At 52.4% G+C, this 26,774-nt stretch carries 26 protein-coding genes; 17 read left to right on the forward strand and 9 right to left on the reverse strand.

What is annotated here, in order from left to right; all coding sequences use genetic code 11:
• Nucleotides 1–47 precede the first annotated feature (47 nt).
• The 3 genes from AC3ITF_RS03355 to yqhD all read right to left on the reverse strand — a co-directional run bounded on the left by AC3ITF_RS03355 (nucleotide 48) and on the right by yqhD (nucleotide 3,904).
• Nucleotides 48–1,508: a DASS family sodium-coupled anion symporter gene (locus AC3ITF_RS03355; RefSeq protein ID WP_170973022.1), complete on the reverse strand. Its 1,461-nt coding sequence runs from the start codon at nucleotides 1,506–1,508 to the stop codon at nucleotides 48–50.
• A 182-nt stretch (nucleotides 1,509–1,690) separates the two neighbouring features.
• Nucleotides 1,691–2,518, reverse strand: a complete 828-nt coding sequence (gene dkgA / locus AC3ITF_RS03360) for a 2,5-didehydrogluconate reductase DkgA (RefSeq protein WP_135911403.1) — start codon at nucleotides 2,516–2,518, stop codon at nucleotides 1,691–1,693.
• A gap of 222 nt (nucleotides 2,519–2,740) precedes the next feature.
• Nucleotides 2,741–3,904 (reverse strand): alcohol dehydrogenase, encoded by a 1,164-nt coding sequence (yqhD, locus tag AC3ITF_RS03365; RefSeq protein WP_115257484.1) that lies wholly within the window; start codon nucleotides 3,902–3,904, stop codon nucleotides 2,741–2,743.
• Nucleotides 3,905–4,098: 194 nt separating this feature from the next.
• Here yqhD and AC3ITF_RS03370 point away from each other — a divergent pair, with 194 nt between their 5' ends.
• A complete protein-coding gene (locus AC3ITF_RS03370) occupies nucleotides 4,099–4,998 on the forward strand; it encodes an AraC family transcriptional regulator (protein ID WP_137363570.1) in 900 nt (299 codons plus the stop codon).
• A gap of 80 nt (nucleotides 4,999–5,078) precedes the next feature.
• On the opposite strand, the gene yghB is transcribed toward AC3ITF_RS03370, so the two are convergent.
• Together yghB and metC are read right to left on the reverse strand one after the other, a co-directional pair.
• The gene (gene yghB / locus AC3ITF_RS03375) at nucleotides 5,079–5,738 is read right to left on the reverse strand and encodes a DedA family general envelope maintenance protein YghB (RefSeq protein ID WP_115257486.1); all 660 of its coding nucleotides are present in this window, start codon (nucleotides 5,736–5,738) and stop codon (nucleotides 5,079–5,081) included.
• A 131-nt stretch (nucleotides 5,739–5,869) separates the two neighbouring features.
• Nucleotides 5,870–7,057, reverse strand: coding sequence for a cystathionine beta-lyase (gene metC, locus AC3ITF_RS03380; RefSeq protein ID WP_137399268.1), 1,188 nt, complete (start codon nucleotides 7,055–7,057; stop codon nucleotides 5,870–5,872).
• Nucleotides 7,058–7,307: 250 nt separating this feature from the next.
• Between metC and exbB the strand changes: the two genes are divergently transcribed.
• Nucleotides 7,308–8,042, forward strand: a complete 735-nt coding sequence (exbB, locus tag AC3ITF_RS03385; protein WP_096755669.1) for a tol-pal system-associated acyl-CoA thioesterase — start codon at nucleotides 7,308–7,310, stop codon at nucleotides 8,040–8,042.
• 6 nt (nucleotides 8,043–8,048) lie between these two features.
• The gene (gene exbD, locus AC3ITF_RS03390; protein ID WP_096755670.1) at nucleotides 8,049–8,474 is read left to right on the forward strand and encodes a TonB system transport protein ExbD; all 426 of its coding nucleotides are present in this window, start codon (nucleotides 8,049–8,051) and stop codon (nucleotides 8,472–8,474) included.
• 63 nt (nucleotides 8,475–8,537) lie between these two features.
• On the opposite strand, the gene AC3ITF_RS03395 is transcribed toward exbD, so the two are convergent.
• Together AC3ITF_RS03395 and AC3ITF_RS03400 are read right to left on the reverse strand one after the other, a co-directional pair.
• Nucleotides 8,538–8,945 carry a cytoplasmic protein gene (locus AC3ITF_RS03395; protein WP_115257487.1) on the reverse strand — a complete coding sequence of 136 codons (408 nt, stop codon included), beginning with the start codon at nucleotides 8,943–8,945 and terminating at the stop codon, nucleotides 8,538–8,540.
• A gap of 1 nt (nucleotide 8,946) precedes the next feature.
• Nucleotides 8,947–9,351, reverse strand: coding sequence for a hypothetical protein (locus AC3ITF_RS03400; protein ID WP_137363349.1), 405 nt, complete (start codon nucleotides 9,349–9,351; stop codon nucleotides 8,947–8,949).
• Nucleotides 9,352–9,456: 105 nt separating this feature from the next.
• Here AC3ITF_RS03400 and AC3ITF_RS03405 point away from each other — a divergent pair, with 105 nt between their 5' ends.
• Both AC3ITF_RS03405 and AC3ITF_RS03410 read left to right on the forward strand, forming a co-directional pair.
• Complete coding sequence (locus tag AC3ITF_RS03405) at nucleotides 9,457–9,960, forward strand: ESA_00282 family adhesion-associated protein (protein ID WP_115257489.1); 504 nt, start codon at nucleotides 9,457–9,459, stop codon at nucleotides 9,958–9,960.
• Between the two features lie 70 nt (nucleotides 9,961–10,030).
• The gene (locus AC3ITF_RS03410) at nucleotides 10,031–10,525 is read left to right on the forward strand and encodes a TIGR00645 family protein (protein WP_115257490.1); all 495 of its coding nucleotides are present in this window, start codon (nucleotides 10,031–10,033) and stop codon (nucleotides 10,523–10,525) included.
• A 54-nt stretch (nucleotides 10,526–10,579) separates the two neighbouring features.
• On the opposite strand, the gene AC3ITF_RS03415 is transcribed toward AC3ITF_RS03410, so the two are convergent.
• A complete protein-coding gene (locus AC3ITF_RS03415) occupies nucleotides 10,580–11,620 on the reverse strand; it encodes an aldo/keto reductase (protein ID WP_489176131.1) in 1,041 nt (346 codons plus the stop codon).
• Nucleotides 11,621–12,001: 381 nt separating this feature from the next.
• Here AC3ITF_RS03415 and AC3ITF_RS03420 point away from each other — a divergent pair, with 381 nt between their 5' ends.
• From AC3ITF_RS03420 to hybG, 10 genes are all read left to right on the forward strand, one after another.
• Nucleotides 12,002–13,642, forward strand: a complete 1,641-nt coding sequence (locus AC3ITF_RS03420; RefSeq protein WP_489176132.1) for a methyl-accepting chemotaxis protein — start codon at nucleotides 12,002–12,004, stop codon at nucleotides 13,640–13,642.
• Between the two features lie 85 nt (nucleotides 13,643–13,727).
• Complete coding sequence (locus tag AC3ITF_RS03425) at nucleotides 13,728–14,015, forward strand: DUF2623 family protein (protein ID WP_096755675.1); 288 nt, start codon at nucleotides 13,728–13,730, stop codon at nucleotides 14,013–14,015.
• A 188-nt stretch (nucleotides 14,016–14,203) separates the two neighbouring features.
• On the forward strand, nucleotides 14,204–15,322 hold the full coding sequence (gene hybO / locus AC3ITF_RS03430) for a hydrogenase 2 small subunit (protein WP_096755676.1): 1,119 nt from the start codon (nucleotides 14,204–14,206) through the stop codon (nucleotides 15,320–15,322).
• Nucleotides 15,323–15,324: 2 nt separating this feature from the next.
• Nucleotides 15,325–16,311, forward strand: coding sequence for a hydrogenase 2 operon protein HybA (gene hybA, locus AC3ITF_RS03435; protein WP_096755677.1), 987 nt, complete (start codon nucleotides 15,325–15,327; stop codon nucleotides 16,309–16,311).
• Nucleotides 16,301–17,479 (forward strand): Ni/Fe-hydrogenase cytochrome b subunit, encoded by a 1,179-nt coding sequence (gene hybB, locus AC3ITF_RS03440; protein WP_096755678.1) that lies wholly within the window; start codon nucleotides 16,301–16,303, stop codon nucleotides 17,477–17,479. Before hybA ends, hybB begins: the two co-directional genes overlap by 11 nt.
• The gene (hybC, locus tag AC3ITF_RS03445; RefSeq protein ID WP_115257492.1) at nucleotides 17,476–19,179 is read left to right on the forward strand and encodes a hydrogenase 2 large subunit; all 1,704 of its coding nucleotides are present in this window, start codon (nucleotides 17,476–17,478) and stop codon (nucleotides 19,177–19,179) included. Before hybB ends, hybC begins: the two co-directional genes overlap by 4 nt.
• A complete protein-coding gene (locus tag AC3ITF_RS03450) occupies nucleotides 19,179–19,673 on the forward strand; it encodes a HyaD/HybD family hydrogenase maturation endopeptidase (RefSeq protein WP_115257493.1) in 495 nt (164 codons plus the stop codon). The genes hybC and AC3ITF_RS03450 overlap by 1 nt, the downstream gene beginning before the upstream one ends.
• Nucleotides 19,666–20,154 carry a hydrogenase-2 assembly chaperone gene (gene hybE / locus AC3ITF_RS03455; protein WP_096755681.1) on the forward strand — a complete coding sequence of 163 codons (489 nt, stop codon included), beginning with the start codon at nucleotides 19,666–19,668 and terminating at the stop codon, nucleotides 20,152–20,154. The genes AC3ITF_RS03450 and hybE overlap by 8 nt, the downstream gene beginning before the upstream one ends.
• Nucleotides 20,147–20,488, forward strand: a complete 342-nt coding sequence (gene hypA / locus AC3ITF_RS03460; RefSeq protein ID WP_096755682.1) for a hydrogenase maturation nickel metallochaperone HypA — start codon at nucleotides 20,147–20,149, stop codon at nucleotides 20,486–20,488. The genes hybE and hypA overlap by 8 nt, the downstream gene beginning before the upstream one ends.
• A gap of 30 nt (nucleotides 20,489–20,518) precedes the next feature.
• A complete protein-coding gene (gene hybG, locus AC3ITF_RS03465; protein ID WP_096755683.1) occupies nucleotides 20,519–20,767 on the forward strand; it encodes a hydrogenase maturation factor HybG in 249 nt (82 codons plus the stop codon).
• Nucleotides 20,768–20,822: 55 nt separating this feature from the next.
• Here the strand turns inward: hybG and yghU are convergent, their stop codons facing one another.
• On the reverse strand, nucleotides 20,823–21,689 hold the full coding sequence (yghU, locus tag AC3ITF_RS03470; RefSeq protein ID WP_137363345.1) for a glutathione-dependent disulfide-bond oxidoreductase: 867 nt from the start codon (nucleotides 21,687–21,689) through the stop codon (nucleotides 20,823–20,825).
• A gap of 217 nt (nucleotides 21,690–21,906) precedes the next feature.
• On the opposite strand from yghU, the gene AC3ITF_RS03475 reads away from it, so the two are divergent.
• Together AC3ITF_RS03475 and gss are read left to right on the forward strand one after the other, a co-directional pair.
• Complete coding sequence (locus tag AC3ITF_RS03475; protein ID WP_489176133.1) at nucleotides 21,907–24,195, forward strand: FdhF/YdeP family oxidoreductase; 2,289 nt, start codon at nucleotides 21,907–21,909, stop codon at nucleotides 24,193–24,195.
• Between the two features lie 152 nt (nucleotides 24,196–24,347).
• Nucleotides 24,348–26,210, forward strand: a complete 1,863-nt coding sequence (gene gss / locus AC3ITF_RS03480; protein ID WP_115257498.1) for a bifunctional glutathionylspermidine amidase/synthase — start codon at nucleotides 24,348–24,350, stop codon at nucleotides 26,208–26,210.
• Nucleotides 26,211–26,774: the final 564 nt, after the last annotated feature.

Raw genomic sequence — 26,774 nt, forward strand, 5'->3', positions numbered from 1 at the left:
TTTGAAAGCCGGATGAGGTGCTTGCACCGCCATCCGGCACATCTGTTTTAGTACAGCCCCAACACCTTCCACCACATCAGACCTACGGTAATAAAGACTGCCTGGTTAAACAGGCTGACGATAAACCCTGTTCGCCACCAGACGCCCGTCGGCACATACCCCGCACCAAACAGGATCGGACCACGCGCATGTGTGTACTGGGTGAGAGAGCAGTACAGGCTGCTGGTGAAAGCCAGCATCAACGCGGTCGGGGCTGCCGGGATATTCAGATGCAGGCCGACGCCAAGGAATACCGCGTACAATGCGGCGATCTGCGCATTTCCGCTCGCAAAAAAGTAGTGGGTGTAGAAGTAGGCGGCGTTAAGCAGCAGCAGGACGACCACCCAACTGGTGCCATGCATGGTACTGCTGAGGCTATCGCCAATCAGATTACCAAACCAGGTGGTGAAACCGAGCTTCTTCAATTGGTTTGCCATCATCAGCAGTGCGGCAAACCAAATCAGCGTGTCCCACGCACCTTTTTCGCTTTTGACGTCTTCCCAGCTCAGCACACCGCTGAGCAGTAAAATTGAGAGTCCCACGAACGACGCGGTGGTGGCATCGACGCCTAGCGTATCGCCAAAAATCCACAGCACCAGCAGGACGCCAACGGTACCCAGCATCAACCACTCACCGCGTGACATGCTGCCCATTTCCGCCAGTTCCTGACGGGCCAGGTTCGGGGCATCCGGCGTGTGTTTAATTTCCGGACGCACTAGCCAGTACACCAGCAGCGGAACCAACAGCAAAGACACCATGCAAGGCAGCAGCGCCGCCATAAACCAGCTTCCCCAGGTTAGCGTGACCCCGGCGTTGGCCGCCAGTTTTACTGCCAGTAGGTTGCCGGTATAGCCGGTCATAAACAGTGCGGCGGTGACGTCGTTGACGTTGCCAATGCAGGTAATGAGGAAGGTGCCGATTTTGCTGCGCGATTCATCTTCCGGATTGGAATGAAAACTGCGCGCCAGTGAGTCGGCAATCGGATAGATGACACCGCCGCAGCGTGCCGTATTGCTGGGCATCGCCGGAGAGAGGATCAGATCGGCAAACGCCAGGCCGTAGGCAAGTCCGAGCGTGCGCTTGCCGAGCAGGCGGATCATCTGCAGGGCGATACGTCGACCAAGGCCGGTTTTGATAAACCCGCGGGCAATCATAAAGGCAACGACGATCAGCCAGATGAGTGAACTGTTCAGTTCGCTCAGAGCGGTGGTAATCGCACCGCTGGCGGTTTTATCCCCGGCGGCATAGGCGAGGGCAAAGACGGTTATGCCAATAATACCGACTGCGCCAATGGGCAGAACTTTTGCCACGATAGAGGCGATAGTGGCCACGAAAATAATTGCCGAATGCCAGGCGGAAGCGCTTAACCCCGTTGGTGGGGTAAGTTGCCAGAGCCCGGCTGAAATCAAAATTATTAGAATTAATGGGAGCCATTTAACTCCCTGTGCTTTTTTTTCAGCCACGGTCATGCACCTATATACATTGTGAATATATTCACCGTATGAATATATTTAGTGAATAATTAGTAGGTTATGTGGCGCAATGCTGCTCCAGCGACTGAAATAAATACATCAATAAATGTAAGTGAATTGTTTCTTGATATTTCCATGCAGGAAGAGCCCGACTGGGATGCCGGGCTGGAGAGAAGGGATTAGCCGCCGAACTGGTCCGGGTCCGGCCCCAGACGTTTGCCCTGGTCGAGTTTGGCCATTTCGCCTAGTTCATCTTTGTCCAGGCGGAAGTCCCAGACATCAAAGTTCTCCGCGATACGCGCAGGAGTGACTGATTTAGGGATCACCACCAGGCCGCTATCCAGATGCCAGCGAATGACAATTTGTGCCGGTGATTTACCGTATTTTTCGGCGAGATCGCGAACTATCTTTTGATCGAACACATCTTTGCCGCCTTGTGCCAGCGGGCTCCAGGATTCAGTCTGGATTTTATGCGTGGCGTTCCAGGCATGAAGCTGCCGCTGCTGTAAAAGCGGGTGCAGCTCGATTTGGTTAATCACTGGCGCAACGCCCGTTTCATCCATCAGGCGCTGGAGATGGTTGATCTGGAAGTTGCACACGCCAATGCTTTTAATGAGTCCCTGTTTTTGCAGGTCGATCATGTTTTCCCATGCTTCAACGTAATGGTCGATTGCCGGGACGGGCCAGTGCATGAGGTAAAGATCGAGGTAATCGAGCTGGAGTTTCTCCATGCTTTCGAGCAACGCTTCTCGGGGACGTTTCTGGTCGTCATTCCACAGTTTAGTGGTGATGAATAACTCCTCCCGGGGCACGCCGCTGTCGCGTAATGCTTTACCGACACCGTCTTCATTTTTATACGCGGCAGCGGTATCAATAGAGCGATAACCGACTTCCAGCGCTTTATGGATCGCGGAGATGACTTCCTCATTACTTGCCTTCCAGACCCCCAGGCCCAGTTGAGGCATGACGTTACCATCCTGTAGCTTGATAATGGTCGGACTGGTCATAATTCCCCCCTACACTGAATCCTTCAGGCTGCCTCTTTGTTGGCTGCTTGCGTTTACCCCGGTCACGTACTTATGTACGCTCCCGGGGATTCACTCAATTGCCGCCTCGATGCATCATGAATGATTGGGTGTAAATTGAGTTCACCGGAGCAGCCCCGGTGAGGTTTGTGTGACTTAAGCCTGGTATAAATACCCAAAAACGAAAGTCAGAGGTCAAAAAACCTAGCGTGCCGCTTCGTAAATGCGGCGGCTGACGTCCAGCGTAATGTCCTGATGTTCGCCCAGTTTCGTCCCACCGTGCGCTGCCAGTTTTTCCAGCAACGCCGGGATGGAACTGCCATCCAGACCGTAGTCGGACATGCGTGTTGGGACGCCCATCTGCTCGAAGAATTGACGCGTCGCGGCAATGGCGGCATCGATACGCTGGTCATCACTCCCTTCGGTGATATTCCAGACGCGCTCCGCGTATTGCAGCAGTTTGGCGCGCTTAGTGTCGCGTTTTTCATTCCACAGTGCCGGCAGAACGATGGCCAGTGTTTGTGCGTGATCGAGACCGTGCATCGCGGTCAGTTCGTGACCGAGCATATGGGTAGCCCAATCCTGCGGTACGCCTGCGCCAATCAGGCCGTTCAGCGCCTGGGTCGCTGCCCACATGACGTTGGCGCGGACATCGTAGTTTTCTGGCTCCTGCAACGCTTTCGGGCCCTCTTCTATCAATGTGAGCAAAATACCTTCGGCAAAGCGGTCCTGTATTTTGCCGTTGACCGGGTATGTTACGTATTGCTCTACGGTGTGAACAAACGCGTCCACTACGCCGTTTGCGACCTGACGCGGCGGCAGAGTGTAGGTGTAAACCGGATCCAGCACGGCAAAGACTGGCTGCACAAACGGTGTCATAAAGGCCAGCTTATCGCCGGTGGTTTTGCGGGAAATTACCGCGCCGGAGTTTGATTCAGAGCCGGTTGCCGGCAGGGTCAAAACGGAGCCCATCGGGATGGCGCTTTTTACGTCGTTGCCGTGAGTTTCCAGGATGCGCCACGGATCTACACCTTCAGCGTAATGGGCCGCTGCGGCGATGAATTTAGTGCCATCGAGAACAGAGCCGCCGCCGACGGCCAGCAGGAATGTCACCTTCTCATCACGCACGATGTTGACCGCATTCATCAGCGTTTCATAAGACGGGTTCGGCTCAATACCGCCAAACTCCAGTACATCCAGACCTTTCAGGGCATCCTGAACCTGTGCCAGTACGCCGGTTTTTTTCACGCTGCCGCCGCCGTAGGTAATCAGCACGCGAGCATCCTGAGGGATTTGATCGCGCAGTTCAGCGATAGCGCCTTTACCGAACAAAATGCGGGTTGGGGTATGGAGGTTAAAGTTATTCATTGCTCGTTACCTTGTGTGGGTAAAAAAAGAGGGCAGGTGAGTGTCTGCCTGATGGTGAACATTGTGGTCGTCAGACGCATTCCTCTCAATGCTCATTTCTGCCAATGTCTTGCCTATTTCTACAGACTACTGGAGAAAACGGATAAAAATACGCACACTGTGGAGGTTACAATTCGATGACGAAAGGGTGCTCCATGAACCGTGATGATGTCTGCCTTCTGCTGACGAAAAAAATTAAGCAGCTGAAAAATAATGAAAATAAACTCAATAAATTGCTGCCTGATGTGCGTTTACTGTATGGCATGGAGCCTGGGCTTCGCACCCCTGTGATGTATGAACCTGGCATTATATTTCTCTTCTCTGGTCATAAAATTGGTTACATCAATGAGCGTGTATTTCGTTATGACGCCAACGAATACCTGCTGCTCACCGTACCTTTACCCTTTGAATGTGAAACGTATGCGACACCGGAGATTCCACTGGCCGGTCTGCGGCTGAATGTCGATATCCTGCAATTGCAGGAACTCCTGATGGACATTGGCGAAGATGAACTGTTCCAGCCTGCAATGGCGGCGAGCGGAATAAACTCGGCCACGCTTTCTGATGAGATTCTTTGCGCGGCCGAGCGTTTGCTGGATGTGATGGAGCGACCGCTGGACGCGCGAATTCTGGGAAAACAGATCATCCGTGAGATTTTGTACCATGTGCTGACCGGTCCACGCGGTGGCGCGCTGCTTGCGTTGGTCAGTCGTCAGACGCATTTCAGTTTGATCAGTCGCGTGCTGAAGCGCATCGAAAACAAGTACACCGAGAACCTCAACGTTGAGCAACTGGCGGCAGAAGCCAACATGAGCGTGTCGGCGTTTCATCATAATTTTAAATCGGTGACCAGCACTTCACCGCTGCAGTATCTGAAGAGTTATCGCCTGCATAAGGCTCGGATGATGATCATTCACGACGGCATGAAGGCCAGCGCGGCAGCAATGCGGGTTGGCTATGAGAGCGCGTCGCAATTTAGCCGCGAGTTTAAACGGTACTTTGGCGTAACGCCGGGGGAGGATGCGGCAAGAATTCGGACGATGCAGGGAAGTTAATGATGTTCACCGTTGGCCTGATTAGCAAAGCGGCATCAGGCGAAAATGCCGGGTGATTTTACCCGGCCAACGATGACGACTCAGGCGCTACAGCATTTTTTTTTAATCACCACGAACAAGGTACCTAGCAGACCAGCAGTTAACAGCGCGATGGGTAGGATCATCAGAAAGGTCATCACCTGATCTTCATGGCGTTTAACGAATGGGATCATGCTGAGAGCATAGCCAAAGCTGGTGACCACGGTGACCCACAGCAGGCCGCTCAGCCAGTTAAAGAACTGAAACCGGCGGTTAGGCAGACCTGAAATCCCCGCCATTGTTGGCAGCAGGGTGCGAACAAATGCCAGGAAACGTCCCGCGAGCAGCGCCATCAGACCGTGTTGGTCAAACATACAGGTGGCACGCTGATGATATTTTTCAGGTAATTGCGCCAGCCAGCTTTTCACCGTCCGCGTATTGCCCAACCAGCGCCCTTGAATATAGCTCAGCCAACAGCCCAGACTGGCTGCGGCAGTCAGAATAGCAATTGTCGGGAGAAAGCTCATCACGTCCTGCGCGATCAGCGCTCCGGCCAGTAACAGCAGGCTGTCTCCGGGTAAAAAGGAAGCAGGCAGCAGACCATTTTCTAAAAACAACGTGGCAAACATGACGAAGTACACCACACTCACAACGTGCGGATCTGCCAGCGCGGCAAAATCGTGTTGCCAGAGCGCGGAGATAATATCTTGAATGACTACCATGGACTTTCCTGTGGAACAGCATTTATGAGTGGATTGTACTCCTGAATTGTCCGGGATGCCTTGATCCCGGACGCAACAATTGCAGACTTTTCCACCAGAAGTGTCTGCATATATGTCCAACTGCGGCAATGTTACTCGATTCGGGCGAATCCGGCGGCTAAATCCGCAATCAGATCGTCAACATTTTCTAAACCGATGTGTAAACGGATGAGCGTTCCGCTGAAGTCCACGTTGCCTTCAGGACGGATGGCGGCAATGTGTTCGGGTTGATTGGCCAGAATCAGTGATTCAAACCCGCCCCAGGAGTAGGCCATGCTGAACAGCGTAAAGTGATCCAAATACGCTGATAGCTCGTCATTGTTCAGCTTCTTATTCAACACAAACGAGAACAGACCGCTGCTGCCGGTAAAATCACGTTTCCAGAATTCGTGCCCTTTGCTGCCGGGAAGCGCGGGGTGGTTGACGCGGGCGACCTGCGGATGATCGGCCAGCCATTCGGCAACCTTCAGGCTGCTTTCGTGATGCTGGCGCAGACGAACGCCCAGAGTCCGCAGTCCGCGGCTGGTCATATAGGCGGTATCGGCATCCAGCATTTGCCCCATTAAATAGGCGTTTTCGCGCAGTTGGTCCCAGCAGCGGGCATTTGATACCGCCGTACCGACCATTGCATCGGAATGGCCAATCAGGTATTTGGTGCCCGCCTGAATTGAGATGTCGATTCCAAAATCCAGCGCGTTGAACAGCACCCCGGCAGCCCAGGTGTTATCGATCATAATGATGGTGTCCGGCGCTACGCTTCTGACGGCGGCGACAATCGCCGGAACATCATGCACTTCCATAGTGACGGAGCCGGGAGATTCCAGAAATACCACTTTGGTGTTCGGCTGAATGTGCTTCACAATATCGGCACCGACTAACGGATCGAACCAGCCGGTGGTTACGCCGAGCTTGCCGAGGATTTTCGTGCAAAAATCTTGGCTCGGCTCATAGGCCGTGTTGGTCATTAGCACGTGGTCGCCGTGTTCAACAAAGGCCAAAATCGTGTTGGCAACGGCTGCGGCGCCGCAGGGAAACAGGGCGCAACCCGCGCCGCCTTCCAGCTCACACATGGCTTCCTGCAGGGAGAAATGTGTCAGCGTGCCGCGGCGTCCGTAAAAAAGTGCGCCGTTAGCGCGGTTGTGGGTGGCCTGTTTTTTAGCCTCAACGGATTCGAATACCAGTGAAGAGGCGCGTTGGATCACGCTGTTGACGGAACCCTGCGTGTACTTTTTACTGCGTCCTGCCTGAACGAGTTTGGTCTCAAGATGCTTGTCTGCCATGTTGGGTTACCTGTTTTTATACGTCTGGATGTCTAAACTAGCATGGATCTTCGGCGACGCATCCTGCAGAAGGGCCATAAAGTAGAAAATAGTCCCAAAATGTGTCTGCTGACTTTTTTACTGCGTAAGCGCAAGGAAAAGAAACCAAAGGTGCGGCACTATGTAAATAGTAATGAGAACGACTATCAATTCGACGTCTTTTTGATATCATTACGCTCAGATTTTGTGATTTGCGTCCTGGAGATACAGAGTGGGTAATAATTTGATGCAGACGGACCTTTCCGTCTGGGGTATGTATCAGCACGCCGATATCGTGGTTAAGTGCGTGATGATTGGGCTAATTTTGGCGTCCGTGGTCACCTGGGCTATCTTCTTCAGTAAGAGCCTTGAGTTCTTTACGCAGAAGCGTCGTCTTAAGCGCGAACAGCAACTGCTGGCAGATGCCCGCTCTTTAGACCAGGCAAGTGAGATTGCCGCTGGATTCGATGCCAAAAGCCTGGGCGCAATGTTAATTAACGAAGCGCAGAACGAGCTGGAACTGTCAGAAGGCAGCGATGACAACGAAGGGATTAAAGAGCGTACCGGGTTCCGTCTGGAACGTCGCGTTGCAGCTGTAGGGCGTCATATGGGGCGGGGTAATGGATACCTGGCGACTATTGGGGCTATCTCTCCCTTTGTGGGTCTGTTCGGTACAGTATGGGGCATCATGAATAGCTTCATCGGTATTGCACAAACGCAAACGACGAACCTGGCCGTGGTTGCGCCGGGGATTGCAGAAGCGCTGTTAGCCACCGCGATTGGTTTGGTTGCCGCTATACCTGCTGTTGTTATCTACAACATCTTCGCCCGTCAGATTGGCAGCTACAAAGCCATGCTGGGTGATGTTGCGGCACAGGTGCTGTTATTGCAAAGTCGCGATCTTGACCTGAGTGCAAGCGCTGCGGCGCATCCGGTACGCGCTGCGCAGAAATTACGTGTAGGATAATGTTCCATGGCAATGAGTTTTAATGAAAACCTGGACGATAACGGTGAAATGCACGACATCAACGTCACGCCGTTTATCGATGTTATGTTGGTGTTGTTGATCATTTTTATGGTGGCCGCGCCGCTGGCAACGGTGGATGTGAAGGTGAATCTACCGGCTTCGACCAGCACGCCGCAACCGCGTCCTGAAAAACCGGTTTATCTGTCAGTGAAAGCGGATAACACGATGTTTATCGGCAACGATCAGGTGACCGATGAAACCATGATTAACGCGCTAAACACGCTGACAGAAGGCAAGAAAGACACCACTATCTTCTTCCGGGCTGATAAAACTGTCGACTATGAAACCATGATGAAAGTGATGGATACGCTGCATCAGGCAGGTTTCCTGAAGATTGGTTTGGTTGGTGAAGAGACCGTGAAAGCGAAGTAATCTCTGTTGCCGGGTGAAGGGTTTCGCCTTACCCGGCCTCCTCTTTCGGCTTCCTCCATCCCCTCATTTCTTTTCGTCCAGCGCGACGGTAGTGACTCTGGTCGCGGCATAACTCCCTTCAGATAGCTTACGCGTCAGGCGCAATGTCGCCGTTTCTCGCGCGAGTAAATGCTGGTACGCGCTTTCCAGACGGGCCATGATTTTGTCCCGCAGCGCCGGCTGTTGGGCAATAATGGCTTCAATGGTGGCACCGTAGATCTCTTCTTTGGCTTGCAGAGCATAGATTTCCCGGCGGTTTTGCCACTTCATGCGTACCAGGGCTGCGGGTATTGATACCATTTCCTGAGCCACGCTCTCCAGCGTGGCATTTTTATTGGCAATTAAGATATCCAGATTCTGCTTTAAGACAAATTCGTCACTTTTATGGTTGTCTAAAGCCAAATAAACGTTGTTATCCTCAACATCTTTCATTTTATTTCTCTTCCAGAGAATAAAAAATCGGATCGCTGGTTTCGCGAGTCAGTAAATTAAGCCAAATTTTATTGCCCTGCTCATTTATTAACGCAGTGTTTTTCGCCAAAATTTTACTTAATTCTTGTGCGTTAATGTCACCTTCTGCTTGCAGTGAATTAAGCAGACGGGTGAATGATTCGATTTTTGCTGCGCGAAACAGTCGCTCTTTTAAATGGCGGTCACATTCTTCAAATAACATGTTACGGGTCTGACCGGTAGCGGTGGCGCTAATTAAAATATCCGCTTCAAACTCGCTTAAGGTTGTCTTTCCCTGAGTCAAATTTTCACTATTTTCTACGGTATCAGTATTGGTTGGGGATGTAGATAAATGAAAACGAGAGGGAACAAGATGCTCGGGAAGCATGTTGAAATATCCTTTACTGCCAGTGAGGTAAGTTTTTTTAATAAGACAGGCTGCGTTGACAATAGCATGGGGTAATTTTAAAATCAAAAAAAATGGAGCCTGTATATGAACAGTATATTTTATTCTGTTATTACCCTGCTATTGCTTACCTGCGGGGTTCTTGTGCTGATGCGCGGTGCAAATAAAAATCGATCGAATGAGGAACTTACCTCTTATCCCAAACTGGAAACGCTTAGCAAAGAAGAGGGGGAAGATCATTTCTCAGCATTGATGAATTCGATTACGCCGGTATGGTATTGGCGGGTCAATCATGAATATATTGATTTTATCCACTCGACAATAAAGCGTATGACCATGGTGGAGTTAAATGAAACGCCAGGGCTATTTGATGCACAGCGGCGCTGCAGCGATCTCAATTCAGCGGTCTACAAATATTACGACAACATCAAAAAACGCTGCCTGAGCGGAGAGAAAGTCCCGCACGCCGATTTAGATGTGCTCAATTTGCGTCAATGTTTCAGGGAGTTCAGCCTGGAAGCCTATCCTGCACTCGTCGCACTGGTGTGGCCAGAGCTCCAGCGCCCGCCCATTAATGCCGAAGAGGTTTGAGGCGTATGTTGTTTCGATGTTGCACAATTGCGATATACTACTGCCCGGTTTAGTTACAAGACAGGATCATATGGAACGTTTTCTGGAAAACGCAATGTACGCGTCCCGCTGGCTGCTTGCTCCCGTGTATTTTGGCCTTTCTCTTGCTTTGGTTGCCCTGGCGCTGAAATTCTTTCAGGAGATCTTTCACGTTCTGCCCAATATCTTTTCGATGGCAGAAGCCGATCTCATTCTGGTACTACTGTCGCTGGTCGATATGACCCTGGTCGGTGGGTTACTGGTCATGGTGATGTTCTCCGGCTACGAGAATTTTGTCTCACAACTGGATATTACTGAAGGCAAAGAGAAGCTGAGCTGGCTGGGTAAGATGGATGCCACGTCACTGAAGAATAAGGTTGCGGCGTCTATCGTGGCCATTTCTTCCATCCATTTATTGCGTATTTTTATGGATGCTAAAAATGTCCCTGATAACAAGCTGATGTGGTACGTCATTATCCACCTGACCTTTGTGCTCTCAGCCTTTGTGATGGGGTATCTGGATCGACTGACGCGCCACAATCACTAAATCAGTACGGCCGGGTCGGCAATTTTACCGCCCCCCGGCATACTGTTTAGACGATTATTTATCTGATGAGGCCTGCCACAGATTGAGCTTGCCGTCGGTGATGTGCTTATCTATCTGCGCCAGTTCTTCAGCGCTGAATGCCAGGTTATTCAACGCCTGAACGTTTTCTTCTAACTGTTCGGGACGGCTGGCGCCAATTAACACTGACGTCACGCGGTTATCTTTGAGTAACCAGCTCAATGCCATTTGCGCCATCGACTGTCCACGCCGTTGCGCCATCTCGTTCAGCAACCGCAGGCTGTTAAGATTTTCTTCCGTCAGCATATTTTCCGTCAGGCCACGGGCTTTTTTCCCTTCACGCTGCATACGCGAACCTTCTGGAATACCGTTCAGGTATTTCCCCGTCAGCAACCCCTGAGCCAGCGGGGTAAAGGCGATGCAACCAATACCGTTTGTGTCCAGCGTATCCAGCAGGCCACTGCTGTCGACCCAGCGATTAAGCAGGTTGTAGGACGGTTGGTGGATCAGCAGCGGAATTTTCCATTCCCGCAGCAGGTCGGCCATTATTTGCGTGCGCTCCGGGGAATAAGATGAAATACCAACATACAACGCTTTGCCACTTTGCACGGCGTGAGCCAGCGCCGCAGCGGTCTCTTCCATTGGCGTGCTTTCGTCAACGCGGTGAGAATAGAAAATGTCGACGTAATCGAGGCCCATGCGTGTCAGGCTCTGGTCGAGGCTGGCAAGCAGATACTTACGCGAGCCGCCAGAACCGTACGGTCCCGGCCACATGTCGTAGCCAGCCTTGGTAGAGATGATTAATTCGTCACGGTACTGCGCGAAATCCTCACGCAATAATCGGCCGAAGTTTTCTTCAGCGCTGCCCGGCGGCGGCCCGTAGTTATTGGCTAAATCGAAATGCGTGATGCCTAAATCAAATGCTTTACGCAGCAGGGCACGCTGTGAATCCAGTGCTTGGACGTGTCCAAAACTGTGCCATAAACCCAGCGACAGTGCAGGCAAGCGCAAACCGCTGCGACCACAGTAGCGATAGAGCATTTGCTCATAACGTTCAGGGTTGGCAAACCAGGCCATGAGATCTCCTTAGTGCAGGTTAATCGTGCAGGTGAATTTCGAAACGACGTTTCTATTCTAGCTGTTTCACGATGATTATCCCGTTCACCAGGTCACATTGAGATGAAAAACTGAGAGTTGTGTTTCGTGTTGAAAGTAACCCTCAGGCGTCGGGCCAGATAGGTACGCACTTAATTAACGTATGGATTTGATTTCCCAGGTAATAATAATTGCTGGTTTTATTAGCCTTCATATCGATATAACGGGGAGGAACAGGAAGAGTCGATGTGCTTAAAAAAGTAAAAAAATAAACAACGCATTATATCTTCTTCGTGACCTGCCGATAACAAGGATAAGTCTCGCCTGATGGCGAAAATCCTCATCTACGGCAAGGAAACTATTATGCGTTTGCTGCAAAACTTCACTATTCGTATTGTCATGCTGGCAATACTGGGACTATTTTGCCTGCTCTGGTCGGGCGTGGGGTTATTTAGTCTCCATTCGTTATCTAAAATATCAGAAGGCAATGAGATTGATCGTCATCTCGTACAGCAGATGACGGTTCTTAGTCAGGGGAACGATCAGTACTTTCGCTTTGTCACGCGGCTAAGCCGAGCTGTGGATGTCAAAATCGGCGGCGGAACGCCTGACTTTGGTCCGGCTCAGCAATCTCTGGATGGCATGCGTAAAAAACTTGAGCAGATGAAAACGCTGTCGCCGGGGCCGATGGATGCGGAAATTGCCACCGCGGTGCTGACGACGTGGCAAGCGCTGCTGGAGAAAGGTGTGATCCCGCAGATGCAACTGGCGCAGCAGGGATCGCTTACCGCCTGGTCAGAGCATGCCAGCACCGTTACACCGGCGCTAAGCCGCGATTTTGGTGCCAGCGCCGAGCTGTTTAATACCGCCGCCGGTAAGCGACTGGATGCGACGCGCATTATGGTCGACGGTAAAACATCGATTATCCGCACCTTGATTATCACCGCCGTTATCCTCGGTATTGCCATTCTTATCTTTACCGACCGCTATCTTGTGGCAATGATGGTGAAGCCGCTGGCACGTATTCGCCAGCAGTTCCGCCAGATTGCCCACGGCGACCTTAGCCATCCGATTGAAGAATTTGGTCGTAACTGCGTAGGGCAACTGGTGCCTTTACTCAGTGCGATGCAGGACAGCCTGCGTGAAGCCGTCAGTACGATTCGCTCTGGTAGCGACAACATCTGGCGCGGCGCGACGGAGATTTCCAGCGGCAATAACGATCTCTCTTCGCGTACGGAAGAGCAGGCCGCAGCGCTGGAAGAGACCGCCGCCAGCATGGAGCAACTCACCGCCACGGTGAAACTGAATGCTGAGAATGCGCGCGAGGCCAGCCAGCTTGCCGATACGGCATCAGAAACGGCGGGCAAAGGCAGCACGCTGGTTTCGCAGGTAGTGGATACCATGGACGGGATTGCTGCCAGTTCTAAGCAGATCGCCGAAATTACCTCAGTTATTAACAGCATCGCATTCCAGACCAACATCCTGGCGCTCAACGCCGCCGTCGAAGCGGCCCGAGCGGGCGAACAGGGCCGTGGTTTTGCGGTGGTTGCCGGTGAGGTGCGAAATCTTGCCAGCCGCAGCGCAGGCGCGGCGAAAGAGATTGAGACGTTGATTGGCGAGTCGGCGCGCCGTGTCGATCAGGGCGCGCGTCTGGTCAAGGAGACCGGCTTGACGATGGACGCTATTCTGCGCGGAGCAACCGAAGTGACGGCAATTATGAAACAAATTGCCTCCGCCTCTGAAGAGCAGAATAAAGGCATCTCACAGGTGAGCGTCGCGATCACACAAATGGACAGCGTGACCCAACAAAACGCCGCGCTGGTGGAGCAGGTATCGGCGGCGGCAGTGGCGTTGGAGCGACAAACCGAAGACCTGCAGCGTGCCGTTCAGCAGTTCCGGCTTTCCGCAAGTGACGTGCAGCATGCACCAACCAACACCGTTTTACCCGCCGAAGAAAGCGCTGCGCCTAAAGCATCTAAACCGGATGAATGGGTGGCCTTTTAATCTGGCACAAAAAAGTGCGTGATACCTCTGGCCTTTGCTTAAAAAATCGCTATATAATTTATTATATAGCGATTGGAGGTAATGCATGGATAACCATTTTGGAAAAGGCCTGATGGCAGGATTAAACGCCTCAAGTGCAGATAGTGCGCGAACGGTGGCGAATTTTTGTGCTGACTATAAGCGTGGCTTTGTGCTGGGCTTTTCACATCGGATGTTTGAACGAACGGGCGATCGGCAACTGAGTGCGTGGGAGGCGGGGATCCTCACGCGCCGCTACGGGCTGGATAAAGAAATGGTGATGGATTTCTTCAAGGAGAACCAGTCCAGTACAACAATTCGCTTTTTCATGGCCGGTTATCGGCTCGAAGCTTGATCCGAAAGGGGTATTATCTTGCTTTAATTAATTACACTATTGACCTACACCTTCGTTTTGTTGCCCTGCCGAAGTATTATAACGCACATAACCATATAAAAAGTGTGGTAATGGCGCGCCGATCGCAATAAGCAACATGCGAATGGTGCAAAATAAAAGCCAGGTCTTCGCAACGGAATAACAATAAAATGACTGGAGATAACTCTCTCATCAATTCGAACGGCATCAATCGCCGTGATTTCATGAAGCTTTGTGCAGCATTGGCCGCTACCATGGGGCTGAGTAGCAAAGCCGCCGCAGAAATGGCGGAATCAGTATCCCGCCCTCAGCGCCCGCCGGTTATCTGGATAGGTGCTCAGGAGTGTACGGGCTGTACTGAATCGCTACTTCGTGCGACACACCCTACCGTGGAAAACCTCGTCCTGGAGACGATCTCTCTGGAATACCATGAGGTGCTTTCCGCCGCCTTCGGCCACCAGGTCGAAGAGAACAAACATAACGCTCTGGAGAAGTACAAAGGGCAGTATGTTCTGGTCGTAGATGGTTCTATCCCACTGAAAGATAACGGTGTTTACTGCATGGTTGCCGGTGAGCCTATTGTGGATCATATCCGCAAGGCGGCCGAAGGCGCTGCGGCGATCATTGCTATCGGCTCATGTGCCGCATGGGGTGGTGTTGCTGCCGCTGGCGTTAACCCAACGGGGGCAGTTGGCTTGCAGGAAGTCCTGCCAGGCAAAACCATCATCAATATTCCAGGCTGTCCGCCGAACCCGCATAACTTCCTCGCAACGGTCGCGCACATCATCACCTACGGTAAGCCACCGAAGCTGGATGCGAAAAACCGTCCAACGTTTGCCTACGGTCGTCTGATCCACGAACACTGCGAGCGTCGTCCGCACTTTGATGCGGGTCGTTTTGCTAAAGAGTTCGGCGATGAAGGCCATCGTGAAGGCTGGTGCCTCTACCATCTGGGCTGTAAAGGGCCAGAAACCTACGGCAACTGCTCAACGTTACAGTTCTGTGATGTTGGCGGCGTGTGGCCAGTGGCGATCGGTCACCCTTGCTACGGCTGTAACGAAGAAGGCGTCGGTTTCCATAAAGGCATTCACCAACTCGCTTCTGTGGAAAACCAAACTCCGCGTTCAGAGAAGCCGGATGTCAACCTGAAAGAAGGTGGCAACATTTCTGCTGGGGCTATTGGGCTGCTGGGTGGCGTAGTAGGACTGGTGGCCGGCGTCAGCGTGATGGCGGTACGTGAACTGGGACGTCAGCAAAAGAAAGATAACGCTGACTCACGGGGAGAATAACCGTGAACAGACGTAACTTTATTAAAGCAGCTTCTGGCGGAGCATTGCTGTTGGGCGCTGCGCCGTCCGTCAGCCATGCGGCTGCAGAAAACCGTCCGCCGATCCCGGGTTCCCTTGGGATGCTGTATGACTCGACGCTGTGTGTCGGCTGTCAGGCCTGTGTCACCAAGTGTCAGGACATCAACTTCCCAGCGCGCAACCCTGAGGGGGAGCAAACCTGGTCGAACAACGACAAACTGTCACCGTACACCAATAACATCATTCAGGTGTGGCGTAGTGGAACAGGCGTTAACAAAGACCAGGAGCAGAACGGCTACGCGTACATCAAGAAACAGTGTATGCACTGCGTCGATCCGAACTGCGTTTCTGTTTGTCCGGTCTCCGCGCTGAAAAAAGATCCGAAAACCGGCATCGTCCACTATGACAAAGATGTCTGTACCGGTTGCCGTTACTGCATGGTCGCTTGCCCGTACAACGTGCCTAAATACGACTACAACAACCCGTTTGGTGCACTCCATAAGTGCGAGCTGTGTAACCAGAAAGGTGTAGAGCGCCTGGATAAAGGTGGTTTACCGGGCTGTGTTGAAGTGTGTCCTGCCGGTGCGGTGATATTTGGTACGCGCGAAGAGCTGATGGCTGAGGCGAAAAAACGACTGGCGCTGAAGCCTGGCAGCGAATACCACTATCCGCGTCAGACGGTGAAAGACAGCGATACCTATCTGCACACGGTGCCGAAATATTACCCGCACCTGTACGGCGAGAAAGAAGGCGGCGGTACGCAGGTATTGGTACTGACGGGCGTTCCTTATGAAAATCTGGATCTCCCACAGCTGGCTGATCTGTCAACCGGTGCGCGTTCTGAGCATGTTCAACATTCCCTGTATAAGGGCATGATTTTACCCCTGGCAGCGCTGGCGGGCATAACCGTGCTGGTTCGTCGTAATATGAAAAACGACCATCACGATGGAGGAGACGATCATGAGTCATGATCCTAAACCGCTGGGCGGAAGAATAATCAGCAAGCCGGTCATTATTTTTGGGCCGTTAATCGTCCTGTGTATGCTCCTGATCGTAAAACGTCTGGTCTTCGGGTTGGGCTCAGTCTCCGATCTGAACGGTGGATTCCCGTGGGGTGTATGGATCGCGTTTGACCTGTTGATCGGCACCGGTTTTGCCTGTGGCGGTTGGGCACTGGCATGGGCGGTCTATGTTTTCAACAAAGGGGAATATCACCCGCTGGTGCGCCCAGCCTTGTTGGCGAGCCTGTTTGGTTATTCTCTGGGTGGCCTGTCGATCACCATCGACGTCGGTCGTTACTGGAACCTGCCGTACTTCTACATTCCGGGCCACTTTAACGTGAACTCGGTGCTGTTCGAAACGGCAGTCTGTATGACCATTTATATCGGCATCATGGCGCTGGAATTTGCGCCGGCCTTGTTTGAACGCCTGGGGTGGAAAGTTTCGCTCAAGCGTCTGAACAAAGTGATGTTCTTTATTATCGCCCTCGGCGCACTGCTGCCGACAATGCACCAGTCTTCAATGGGTTCATTGATGATTTCTGCCGGTAATAAGGTGCATCCACTGTGGCAAGCCTATGAAATGCTGCCGCTATTCTCGGTGCTTACCGCCTTTATAATGGGCTTCTCGATCGTCATCTTTGAAGGTTCGCTGGTACAAAGCGGCCTGAAAGGTAATGGGCCGGACGAGAAGAGTTTGTTCATCAAACTGACGAATACGATTAGCGTCCTGCTGGCGATCTTCGTAGTTCTACGCTTTGGTGAACTGATCTATCGGGACAAGTTGTCGTATGCGTTTGCAGGCGATTTCTACTCAGCCATGTTCTGGCTTGAGGTTGTGCTGATGGTCTTCCCGCTGGTGGTACTGCGTATCGCGAAACTGCGAAATGACTCGCGCATGCTGTACCTGTCTGCGCTGAGCGCATTGCTGGGTTGTGCAACATGGCGTCTGTCCTATTCGCTGGTGGCGTTCAATCCTGGTGGTGGCTACCACTACTTCCCGACCTGGGAAGAACTGTTGATTTCTATTGGTTTTGTGGCTATTGAGATTTGTGCATACATCGTACTCATTCGTCTACTGCCGATACTTCCTCCTTTAAAACAAAACGATCAAAATCGTCATGAGGCGAGCAAAGCATGAGCCAGAGAATTACTATTGATCCGGTAACCCGTATTGAAGGCCATTTACGCATCGACTGCGAAATCGAAAATGGCGTGGTATCAAAAGCATGGGCGTCCGGTACCATGTGGCGCGGCATGGAAGAGATCGTGAAGAATCGCGATCCGCGTGATGCGTGGATGATTGTGCAGCGTATTTGTGGTGTGTGTACCACCACGCACGCTATCTCTTCCGTGCGCGCTGCTGAAAGCGCACTGAACATTGATGTTCCCGTGAACGCGCAGTACATCCGTAACATCATTCTGGCAGCGCACACCACGCATGACCATATCGTGCACTTCTATCAGTTGTCTGCGCTGGACTGGGTGGATATCACCTCCGCACTGAAAGCCGATCCAGCAAAAGCCTCGGCGATGCTGAACGGCGTGTCGACCTGGCACCTGAACAGCGCGGAAGAGTTCACTAAGGTTCAGAACAAGATCAAGGACCTGGTTGCCAGCGGTCAGTTAGGTATTTTTGCCAACGGCTGCTGGGGTCACCCGGCAATGAAACTGCCACCGGAAGTGAACCTGATTGCAGTTGCACACTACCTGCAGGCGCTGGAATGCCAGCGTGATGCCAACCGCGTCGTGGCGCTGCTGGGCGGTAAAACACCGCACATCCAGAACCTGGCGGTCGGTGGGGTGGCGAACCCAATCAACCTCGACGGTCTTGGCGTGCTGAACCTTGAACGCCTGATGTACATCAAGTCCTTCATTGATAAGCTGAGCGACTTTGTTGAGCAGGTGTACAAAGTGGATACCGCGGTTATTGCCGCATTCTATCCGGAGTGGCTGGAACGCGGCCAGGGTGCGGTAAACTACCTGAGCGCGCCGGAATTCCCGACTGACGGCAAAAACGGCAGCTTCCTGTTCCCAGGTGGTTACATTACCGATGCAGACCTGTCGACCTATCGTCCGATCACCTCTCATTCTGATGAATACCTGATCAAAGGGATTCAGGAGAGTGCGAAACATGCGTGGTACAAAGACGAAGCGCCGCAGGCGCCGTGGGAAGGAACAACGGTTCCGGATTACACCGGCTGGTCTGACGATGGCAAATACTCCTGGGTTAAAGCGCCAACCTTCTACGGCAAAACGGTGGAAGTGGGCCCGCTGGCTAACATGCTGTGTAAACTGGCGGCAAAACGCGAGTCTACCCATGCCAAGCTGAATGAGATCATTGCGATTTACACCAAGCTGACCGGTAAAACCATCGAAGTGGCACAGCTGCATTCGACGCTGGGTCGTATCATTGGTCGTACCGTTCACTGCTGTGAACTGCAGAACGTTCTGCAAAATCAGTATAACGCGCTGATCGTAAACATCGGCAAAGGCGACCACACCACCTTCGTGAAACCGAATATCCCGGCCACTGGCGAGTTCAAAGGTGTCGGCTTCCTCGAAGCACCACGCGGTATGCTTTCTCACTGGATGGTGATTAAAGACGGCATTATCAGCAACTATCAGGCGGTTGTACCTTCAACCTGGAACTCTGGCCCGCGTAACTTTAATGACGAAGTGGGACCGTATGAGCGTTCACTGGTAGGCACGCCGATCGCCGATCCGAACAAACCGCTGGAAGTGGTGCGTACTATTCACTCCTTCGACCCTTGTATGTCATGTGCGGTGCATGTGGTGGACGTTGACGGGAACGAAGTCGTCTCAGTTAAGGTTCTGTAATGCGGATATTAGTCTTAGGGGTCGGCAATATTTTGCTGACTGACGAAGCCATCGGGGTACGTATCGTTGAGGCATTAGAGCAACGGTACATCCTGCCTGATTTCGTTGACGTTCTGGATGGCGGTACAGCAGGGATGGAGCTGCTCGGCGATATGGCGGACAGAGATCATCTGATCATTGCTGACGCCATTGTGTCGAGAAAAAGCACGCCGGGAACCATGATGGTCCTGCGGGATGAAGAGATCCCGGCGCTGTTTACCAATAAAATCTCGCCGCACCAGCTTGGCCTGGCCGACGTGTTGTCGGCCCTGCGTTTTACCGGCGAGTTTCCGAAGAAGCTGACTCTGGTCGGCGTTATTCCGGAATCGCTGGAGCCGCATATCGGGCTAACGCCGACGGTTGAAGCCATGATTGAACCTGCGCTTGAGCAGGTTCTCGCCGCGCTGCGCGAATCGGGTGTGGAAGCCATCCCTCGGGAGGCGGCCCATGTCTGAAGAGTTTTTAGGCTTTCAGACAGCCCCAAAAGCGCAGATTCAGGCCGCGTTTGAAGAGGTAGCCCGCCGTTCGATGCACGATCTCTCGTTCCTGCATCCGAATATGCCGGTGTATGTCTCTGATTTTACGCTGTTTGAAGGCCAGTGGACGGGGTGTGTGATCACGCCCTGGATGCTGAGCGCGCTGATTTTTCCTGGGCCAGATCAGATCTGGCCCCTGCGAAAAGTCAGCGAGAAAATGGGGCTGCGTTTACCGTATGGTGAGATGACATTTACCGTAGGCGAGCTAGATGGAGTATCGCAATACCTGTCCTGTTCGTTAATGTCGCCGCTTTCGCACAGCATGTCGGCACAAGAGGGTGTCCGCCTGACTGACGATTGTGCAAAAATGTTGTTATCGCTGCCGGTGAGCGATCCGAACGCACCGCAACTTGGTCGTCGCGCGTTGCTGTTGGGCCGTCGGAGCTGTGAAAATGCATGAGTTGTCGCTTTGCCAGAGCGCCGTTGAGATTATTCAGCAGCAGGCAGAGCAGCACGATGTTAAACGTGTTACCGGCGTTTGGCTGGAAATTGGCGCGCTCTCCTGCGTTGAGGAGAGCGCCGTTCGTTTCAGTTTTGACATCGTCTGTCAGGGCACGGTCGCGCAGGGATGTGCATTGCACATTGAATACAAACCCGCTCAGGCCTGGTGCTGGGATTGCAGTCAGGTTGTGGAAATTACCCAGCATGATGCGCAATGTCCACGTTGTCAGGGCGATCGTTTGCGGGTTGAAAGCGGCGATTCACTGAAAGTGAAAAGTATTGAAGTCGAATAGCCCATAGGTTGCTATGGGACGGAGTCAGATATGTGTATTGGAGTCCCGGGTCAGGTTCTGACCGTCGGTGAAGATATTCACCAGCTTGCGCAGGTTGAAGTTTGCGGTATCAAGCGCGATGTCAACATTGCCCTGATTTGTGAAGGCGATCCGGCTGAGCTGGTCGGGCAATGGGTACTGGTGCACGTAGGATTCGCTATGAGCATCATCGATGAAGATGAAGCCAAAGCCACGTTAGACGCGTTACGCCGCATGGATTACGACGTCACCAGCGCGTGACGACTTCGCTTATCAGGCCTACGCCTTATATGTAGGCCGGATAAGGCATCTTGCGTTAGCCCTGGCGTTTGTCTTCGGTATTGGTATCGAAGTCACTGGCGTCATGGCGTTCATGAAGCTGTTCATCCAGCGGCCCGTTAGTGCGGTTCACAATCCGTCCACGCTTAACCGCCGGACGCGCTGCAACCTCTTTGGCCCAACGTTGAACGTGTTTGTAGCTCCCCGCATCAAGGAATTCTGCCGCGTCATAGACGTTGCCCAGCACCACATTGCCAAACCACGGCCAAATGGCCATATCGGCAATGGTATATTCATCCCCCGCCACAAACTGATGCTGCGCCAGTTGCTTATCCAGAACGTCGAGTAAACGCTTGGCTTCCATAGTGAAGCGATTGATCGCGTACTCAATTTTTACCGGCGCATAGTTGTAGAAGTGGCCGAAACCACCGCCGAGGAAGGGCGCTGCGCCCTGTAACCAGAATAGCCAGTTCAGTGTTTCAGTGCGTTTTGGCAAATCCTGAGGCAGGAAATAACCATATTTCTCCGCCAGATAAAGCAGGATAGCGCCAGACTCAAACACGCGTACCGGTGGGTTTTGCGAATGGTCGCGCAGTGCCGGGATCTTCGAGTTTGGGTTCACCTCAACAAAGCCGCTGGAAAACTGGTCACCATCGCCAATACGGATGATCCAGGCATCATATTCCGCGCCGGTCACGCCCTGCGCCAGCAGCTCTTCCAGCATAATCGTCACTTTCTGACCGTTTGGCGTACCCAGCGAATAGAGCTGCAGCGGATGCTTGCCGACCGGTAGCGTTTTCTCGTGGGTGGCACCGGAAACCGGACGGTTGATGTTGGCGAATGCGCCGCCATTGGATTTATCCCACGTCCAGACTTTCGCGGGCTGATAAGTATTGTCTGACATAGTGACCTGCCTTCTGAGTGGTTGTGTTGAAGCAGTGTAGCAGTTAGGGAAAACTCAATTTAACAGATTGGGACTTTATGTCGTGTTGTGCTGAAAGGGGAAGATAAATCTAACCCGTTCATTGTACGCAGACCGTACTCCATGAAGAGGAAATCAATGTTGGACGGAAATTGCTACCGTACTACCCTCAATAATTGGCGGTGAAAAAGCAGTAACAATGAAAAATGGTGTTCCAGGAGTAAGCGGTTATCAGGGCCCGGCGGGTGGGTGGGGCGCGGTAAAAGCCGTCACTGCTTCGGTGTTTTCGCAAAAGGCCGTCGCGCGCGACATTATCGCGATGTTCAAAATGAACCAAGTGAAAGGGTTCGATTGCCCGGGGTGTGCGTGGCCCGATCCGAGCCATCGTGCGCCGATGGAACTGTGCGAAAACGGCGTAAAAGCAGTGTCCTGGGAAACCACCAGTAAGAAAGCCTCACCTGCATTTTTCAGCCGCCACCCGGTATCGGCACTCTGGCAGTACAGTGATTATGCGCTGGAAAATATAGGCCGTTTGACGCACCCGATGAAATACGATGCCGTGACGGATACCTGGCAGGCCGTGGCGTGGGACATTGCGTTTCAGGAAATCGGCGAGCGACTGCGCAGCTATGACTCTGCACAGCAGGTTGAGTTTTACACCTCCGGTAGAACCTCAAATGAGGCGGCGTTCCTGTATCAACTGTTTGCCCGCGAATACGGCAGCAGCAACTTCCCGGACTGTTCAAACATGTGTCATGGCCCAACCAGTGCCGGGCTGACGCGGGCCATTGGTCTTGGGAAAGGGACCGTGGAGCTTGATGATTTTGAACAGTGTGAGCTGGTGATTTGCATCGGACATAATCCTGGTACCAACCATCCGCGCATGCTGACCACGTTACGCGACGTTGCCAAACGCGGGGCTAAAATTATCTCAATTAACCCGCTTACCGAGCGCGGACTTGAGCGCTTTAGCTTCCCACAAAGCCCGAAAGAGATGTTCACCGGCCAGACGACAGCACTTAGCAGCGATTACTACCAGGTCAAAATGGGCGGTGATGCCTCGCTGCTCAAAGGCATCATGAAGGCGTTGATCGAAATGGATGAAGCGCGGATCTTGCTGGGTCAGCAACCGACGCTCGATCATGCATTTATCGATGGACATACCGCGGGTTATTCGGCGTTGTATGACGATTTACGCCAATGTTGCTGGGCTGAACTGGAGCAGGACTCTGGCCTGACGCGCAGCCAGATGGAAGATCTGGCACACAGCTATAACAAATCTCGCGCGACGATCATTTGTTATGGACTGGGTATCACCCAGCATAAAAACGGTACCGAGAACGTCCAGCAACTGGTGAATCTGCTGTTGTTGAAAGGCAATATGGGCAAACCGGGGGCGGGGATCTGCCCACTGCGCGGGCATTCCAACGTGCAGGGCGACCGTTCCGTAGGGATTAACGAGGCGGCATCAGAAGACTTCCTGCAGCGCCTGGAAGCGCATTTTTCTATCAACGTTTCGCGTCAGCATGGTCGCTCCAGCGTGGAAAGTATTCGGGCGATAGAGCGCGGTGAGGCGAAGGCATTGATTTGCATGGGCGGGAATCTGGCGGTGGCGATGCCTCAGCCGCAGCGTACCTTCGAGGCGATGAAAAAGCTGGATATGCAGGTTCACATTGCGACCAAGCTCAATCGTTCGCATTTGCTGCTGGCAAAACACAACTATCTGCTACCCGCGCTGGGCAGAACCGAACGCGATATGCAGGCAACGGGTATTCAGTCAGTAACTGTCGAGGATTCTATGTCGATGGTCCACGCTTCCTGCGGTGCGCTAAAACCGGCCTCTCAATGGCTAAAATCGGAACCGGCGATTGTGGCGGGGCTGGCTCGCGCCACGCTTCCCCACTCGCCGGTAAACTGGGAAGCGCTGACCGGGAACTATGCGTTGATTCGCGACGCCATCGAGGCCGTTATTCCGGCGTTTCGCGATTATAACGCGCGTATTGCCGAGCCCGGTGGATTTCGTATGGATACGCCGGCTTCGCGGCGTGAATGGCACACCGCAAACGGTAAAGCTAATTTTGTCGTCAGTCGTCAGCGTGCAGTCGAGCGGGAAAACCAGCCTGCTGAGGCGCTGGTGCTGGCCACACTGCGTAGCCACGATCAGTACAACACTACTATTTATGGCATGAACGATCGCTATCGCGGCATTAGCGGGCGACGTGATGTGGTGTTTTTAAGCGCCGTGGAAGCAACGGCCCGCGGGCTGAATCAGGGCGATGTCGTTAACGTCCAAGCGTTGGATGACCACGGTAAGCCTTGCGTGGATCGTATGATGCACGGGCTAACGGTCGTCATTTACGATATGGCGGCGGGTTCGATCGGCGCGTATCTGCCGGAAGCGAATGTGCTGCTGTCGCTCGATGCGGTCGATACTGAAAGTCTGACCCCGGCGTATAAAAGCGTGCCGGTTATCCTCAGTAAAGCGTAGCTCCTGCTACGAATTTTTCGCCTCTGAGCGCCAGCCGCTGCGTTGAGGTGTATGATAAGTCGACCTCTGTCCGGTTAGTGTCGCAGAGCAGGCAATCAGAGCGAAAAATTCACGCCACCCTGCTCAGGCTGTATTGTTTTGAGGTAAGGTGCATGAGCAAAGGAACGACCAGTCAGGATGCCCCATTCGGGACATTATTGGGCTACGCCCCCGGCGGCGTAGCAATCTACTCTTCAGATTACAGCTCCCTTGACCCACGGGACTACGACGATGATGCTGCGTTTCGCAGCTATATCGACGACGAATACATGGGCCACAAATGGCAGTGCGTCGAGTTCGCGCGCCGTTTTCTCTTTCTCAACTATGGCGTAGTCTTCACCGATGTGGGTATGGCCTGGGAGATCTTCTCCTTGCGTTTCCTGCGCGAAGTGGTGAATGACAATATTCTGCCGTTACAAGCATTCCCTAATGGCTCACCCCGCGCGCCGGTAGCAGGCGCTCTACTTATCTGGCAAAAAGGCGGTGAGTTCAACGAAACGGGCCATGTGGCGGTCGTCACCCAGTTGCTGGAAAATAAAATCCGCATTGCTGAACAGAACGTGATCCACACGCCGCTGCCTCCCGGACAGCAGTGGACCCGCGAGCTGGAGATGGTGGTTGAAAATGGTCACTACACCCTGCGTGATACCTTTGATGACACCACGATCCTCGGCTGGATGATCCAAACTGACGATACCCGCTACAGTCTGCCGCAGCCAGAGATCGACAATGACGCCCTGAAGATTGGCGGCGCGAGACTGGAAGATAGCGGACAGTTTGATGGTAAGTGGCTGAACGAGCAGGATCCGTTGCAAAAAGCCTACGTATTGGCAAATGGTCATGTGATCAATCGGGATCCGCATCAGTACTTCACCATTACTGAAAGCGCGGAGCAGGAGCTAATTAAAGCGACCAACGAACTGCATCTAATGTATCTGCACGCCACCGACAAAGTGCTGAAAGACGATAACCTGCTGGCGCTGTTCGATATTCCAAAAATTCTCTGGCCGCGTCTGCGCCTCTCATGGCAGCGTCGTCGGCACCATATGATCACCGGTCGTATGGATTTTTGTATGGATGAGCGCGGGCTGAAGGTGTACGAGTACAACGCCGATTCCGCATCGTGCCATACCGAAGCAGGCCTGATCCTTGAACGCTGGGCTGAGCAAGGCTACCGTGGGCGCGGGCACAATCCTGCAGAAGGGCTGATCAACGAACTGGCCGGCGCCTGGAAGCACAGTCGCGCACGTCCTTTCGTTCACATCATGCAGGACAAGGACATTGAAGAGAACTACCATGCGCAGTTTATGCAGCAGGCGCTGCATCAGGCCGGGTTTGACAGCAAAATCCTCCGCGGACTGGACGAATTACGCTGGGATGATGCCGGCCAGTTGATTGACGGCGACGGTCGTTTGGTGAATTGCGTCTGGAAAACCTGGGCATGGGAAACCGCGATCGAGCAAGTGCGTGAGGTGAGCGAAACCGAATACGCTGCCGTGCCAATTCGTACCGGACATACTCACCAGGAAGTACGACTGATTGATGTTCTGCTGCGCCCGGAAGTGCTGGTCTTCGAGCCGTTGTGGACTGTTATTCCCGGCAACAAGGCAATCTTACCGATCCTGTGGCAACTGTTCCCTCATCATCGCTATCTGCTTGATACTGACTTCACTGTTAACGACGAGCTGGCGAGAACCGGTTATGCCGTGAAACCTATTGCAGGACGTTGTGGCAGCAACATCGATCTGGTCAGTCACGAGGAAGAACTGCTCGATAAGACCAGCGGTAAGTTTGCTGAACAGAAGAACATTTATCAGCAGCTTTGGTGTCTGCCCAACGTTGCCGGTAAATATATTCAGGTTTGCACGTTCACCGTGGGCGGTAACTACGGCGGCACCTGTCTGCGCGGTGACGATTCGCTGGTGATTAAAAAAGAGAGTGATATCGAACCGCTGATTGTAGTGAAAGGGGCGTAACCTTTCAGGTCTGTTTCTGATTGCGCTAAAGAAGTCGGGGTATGTCTCCGGCTTTTTTATTTGTTTTTACAAAAGGCTGTGATTATATTAAGTCTGGTTGTGGCGGGTATATTAAATCATTCATATATCCATGGTATGAAGTGGTTCTATTTGTTTTTATGTCAACTCAGTGAATGCTCTGGATATATTATCAGTTCAACTCAAATATTATTTCTGGAAAACAAATGACAAGGAATAATAAATATTTAATCATATTATCGAACCCTTGCATTATATTTCCTTGGCAGGGTATAATTATAATTTATCTCTTTGTTAAGTTCAACTATATCATATATCCCAAAAACAGAATTTGACGGCGAGTCGTACGTTTCTGGCATGTAAAAACCGACTAATCCTTTTGACGTGTCGATTTTCAACATAAAATTAAGTGAATTATTTTGATGTTCACCCAACACTATGATTTCATCTGTTTTGCTATCTGTTCCATAAACAAATGCTACGTGTCCTTGTTTTTGCGAAGAGCGCCACCATATAGCCAAACTACCGAAAGCTGGTTCTTTTATT

It is taken from the genome of Citrobacter sp. KH_055_1 (assembly GCF_057838705.1).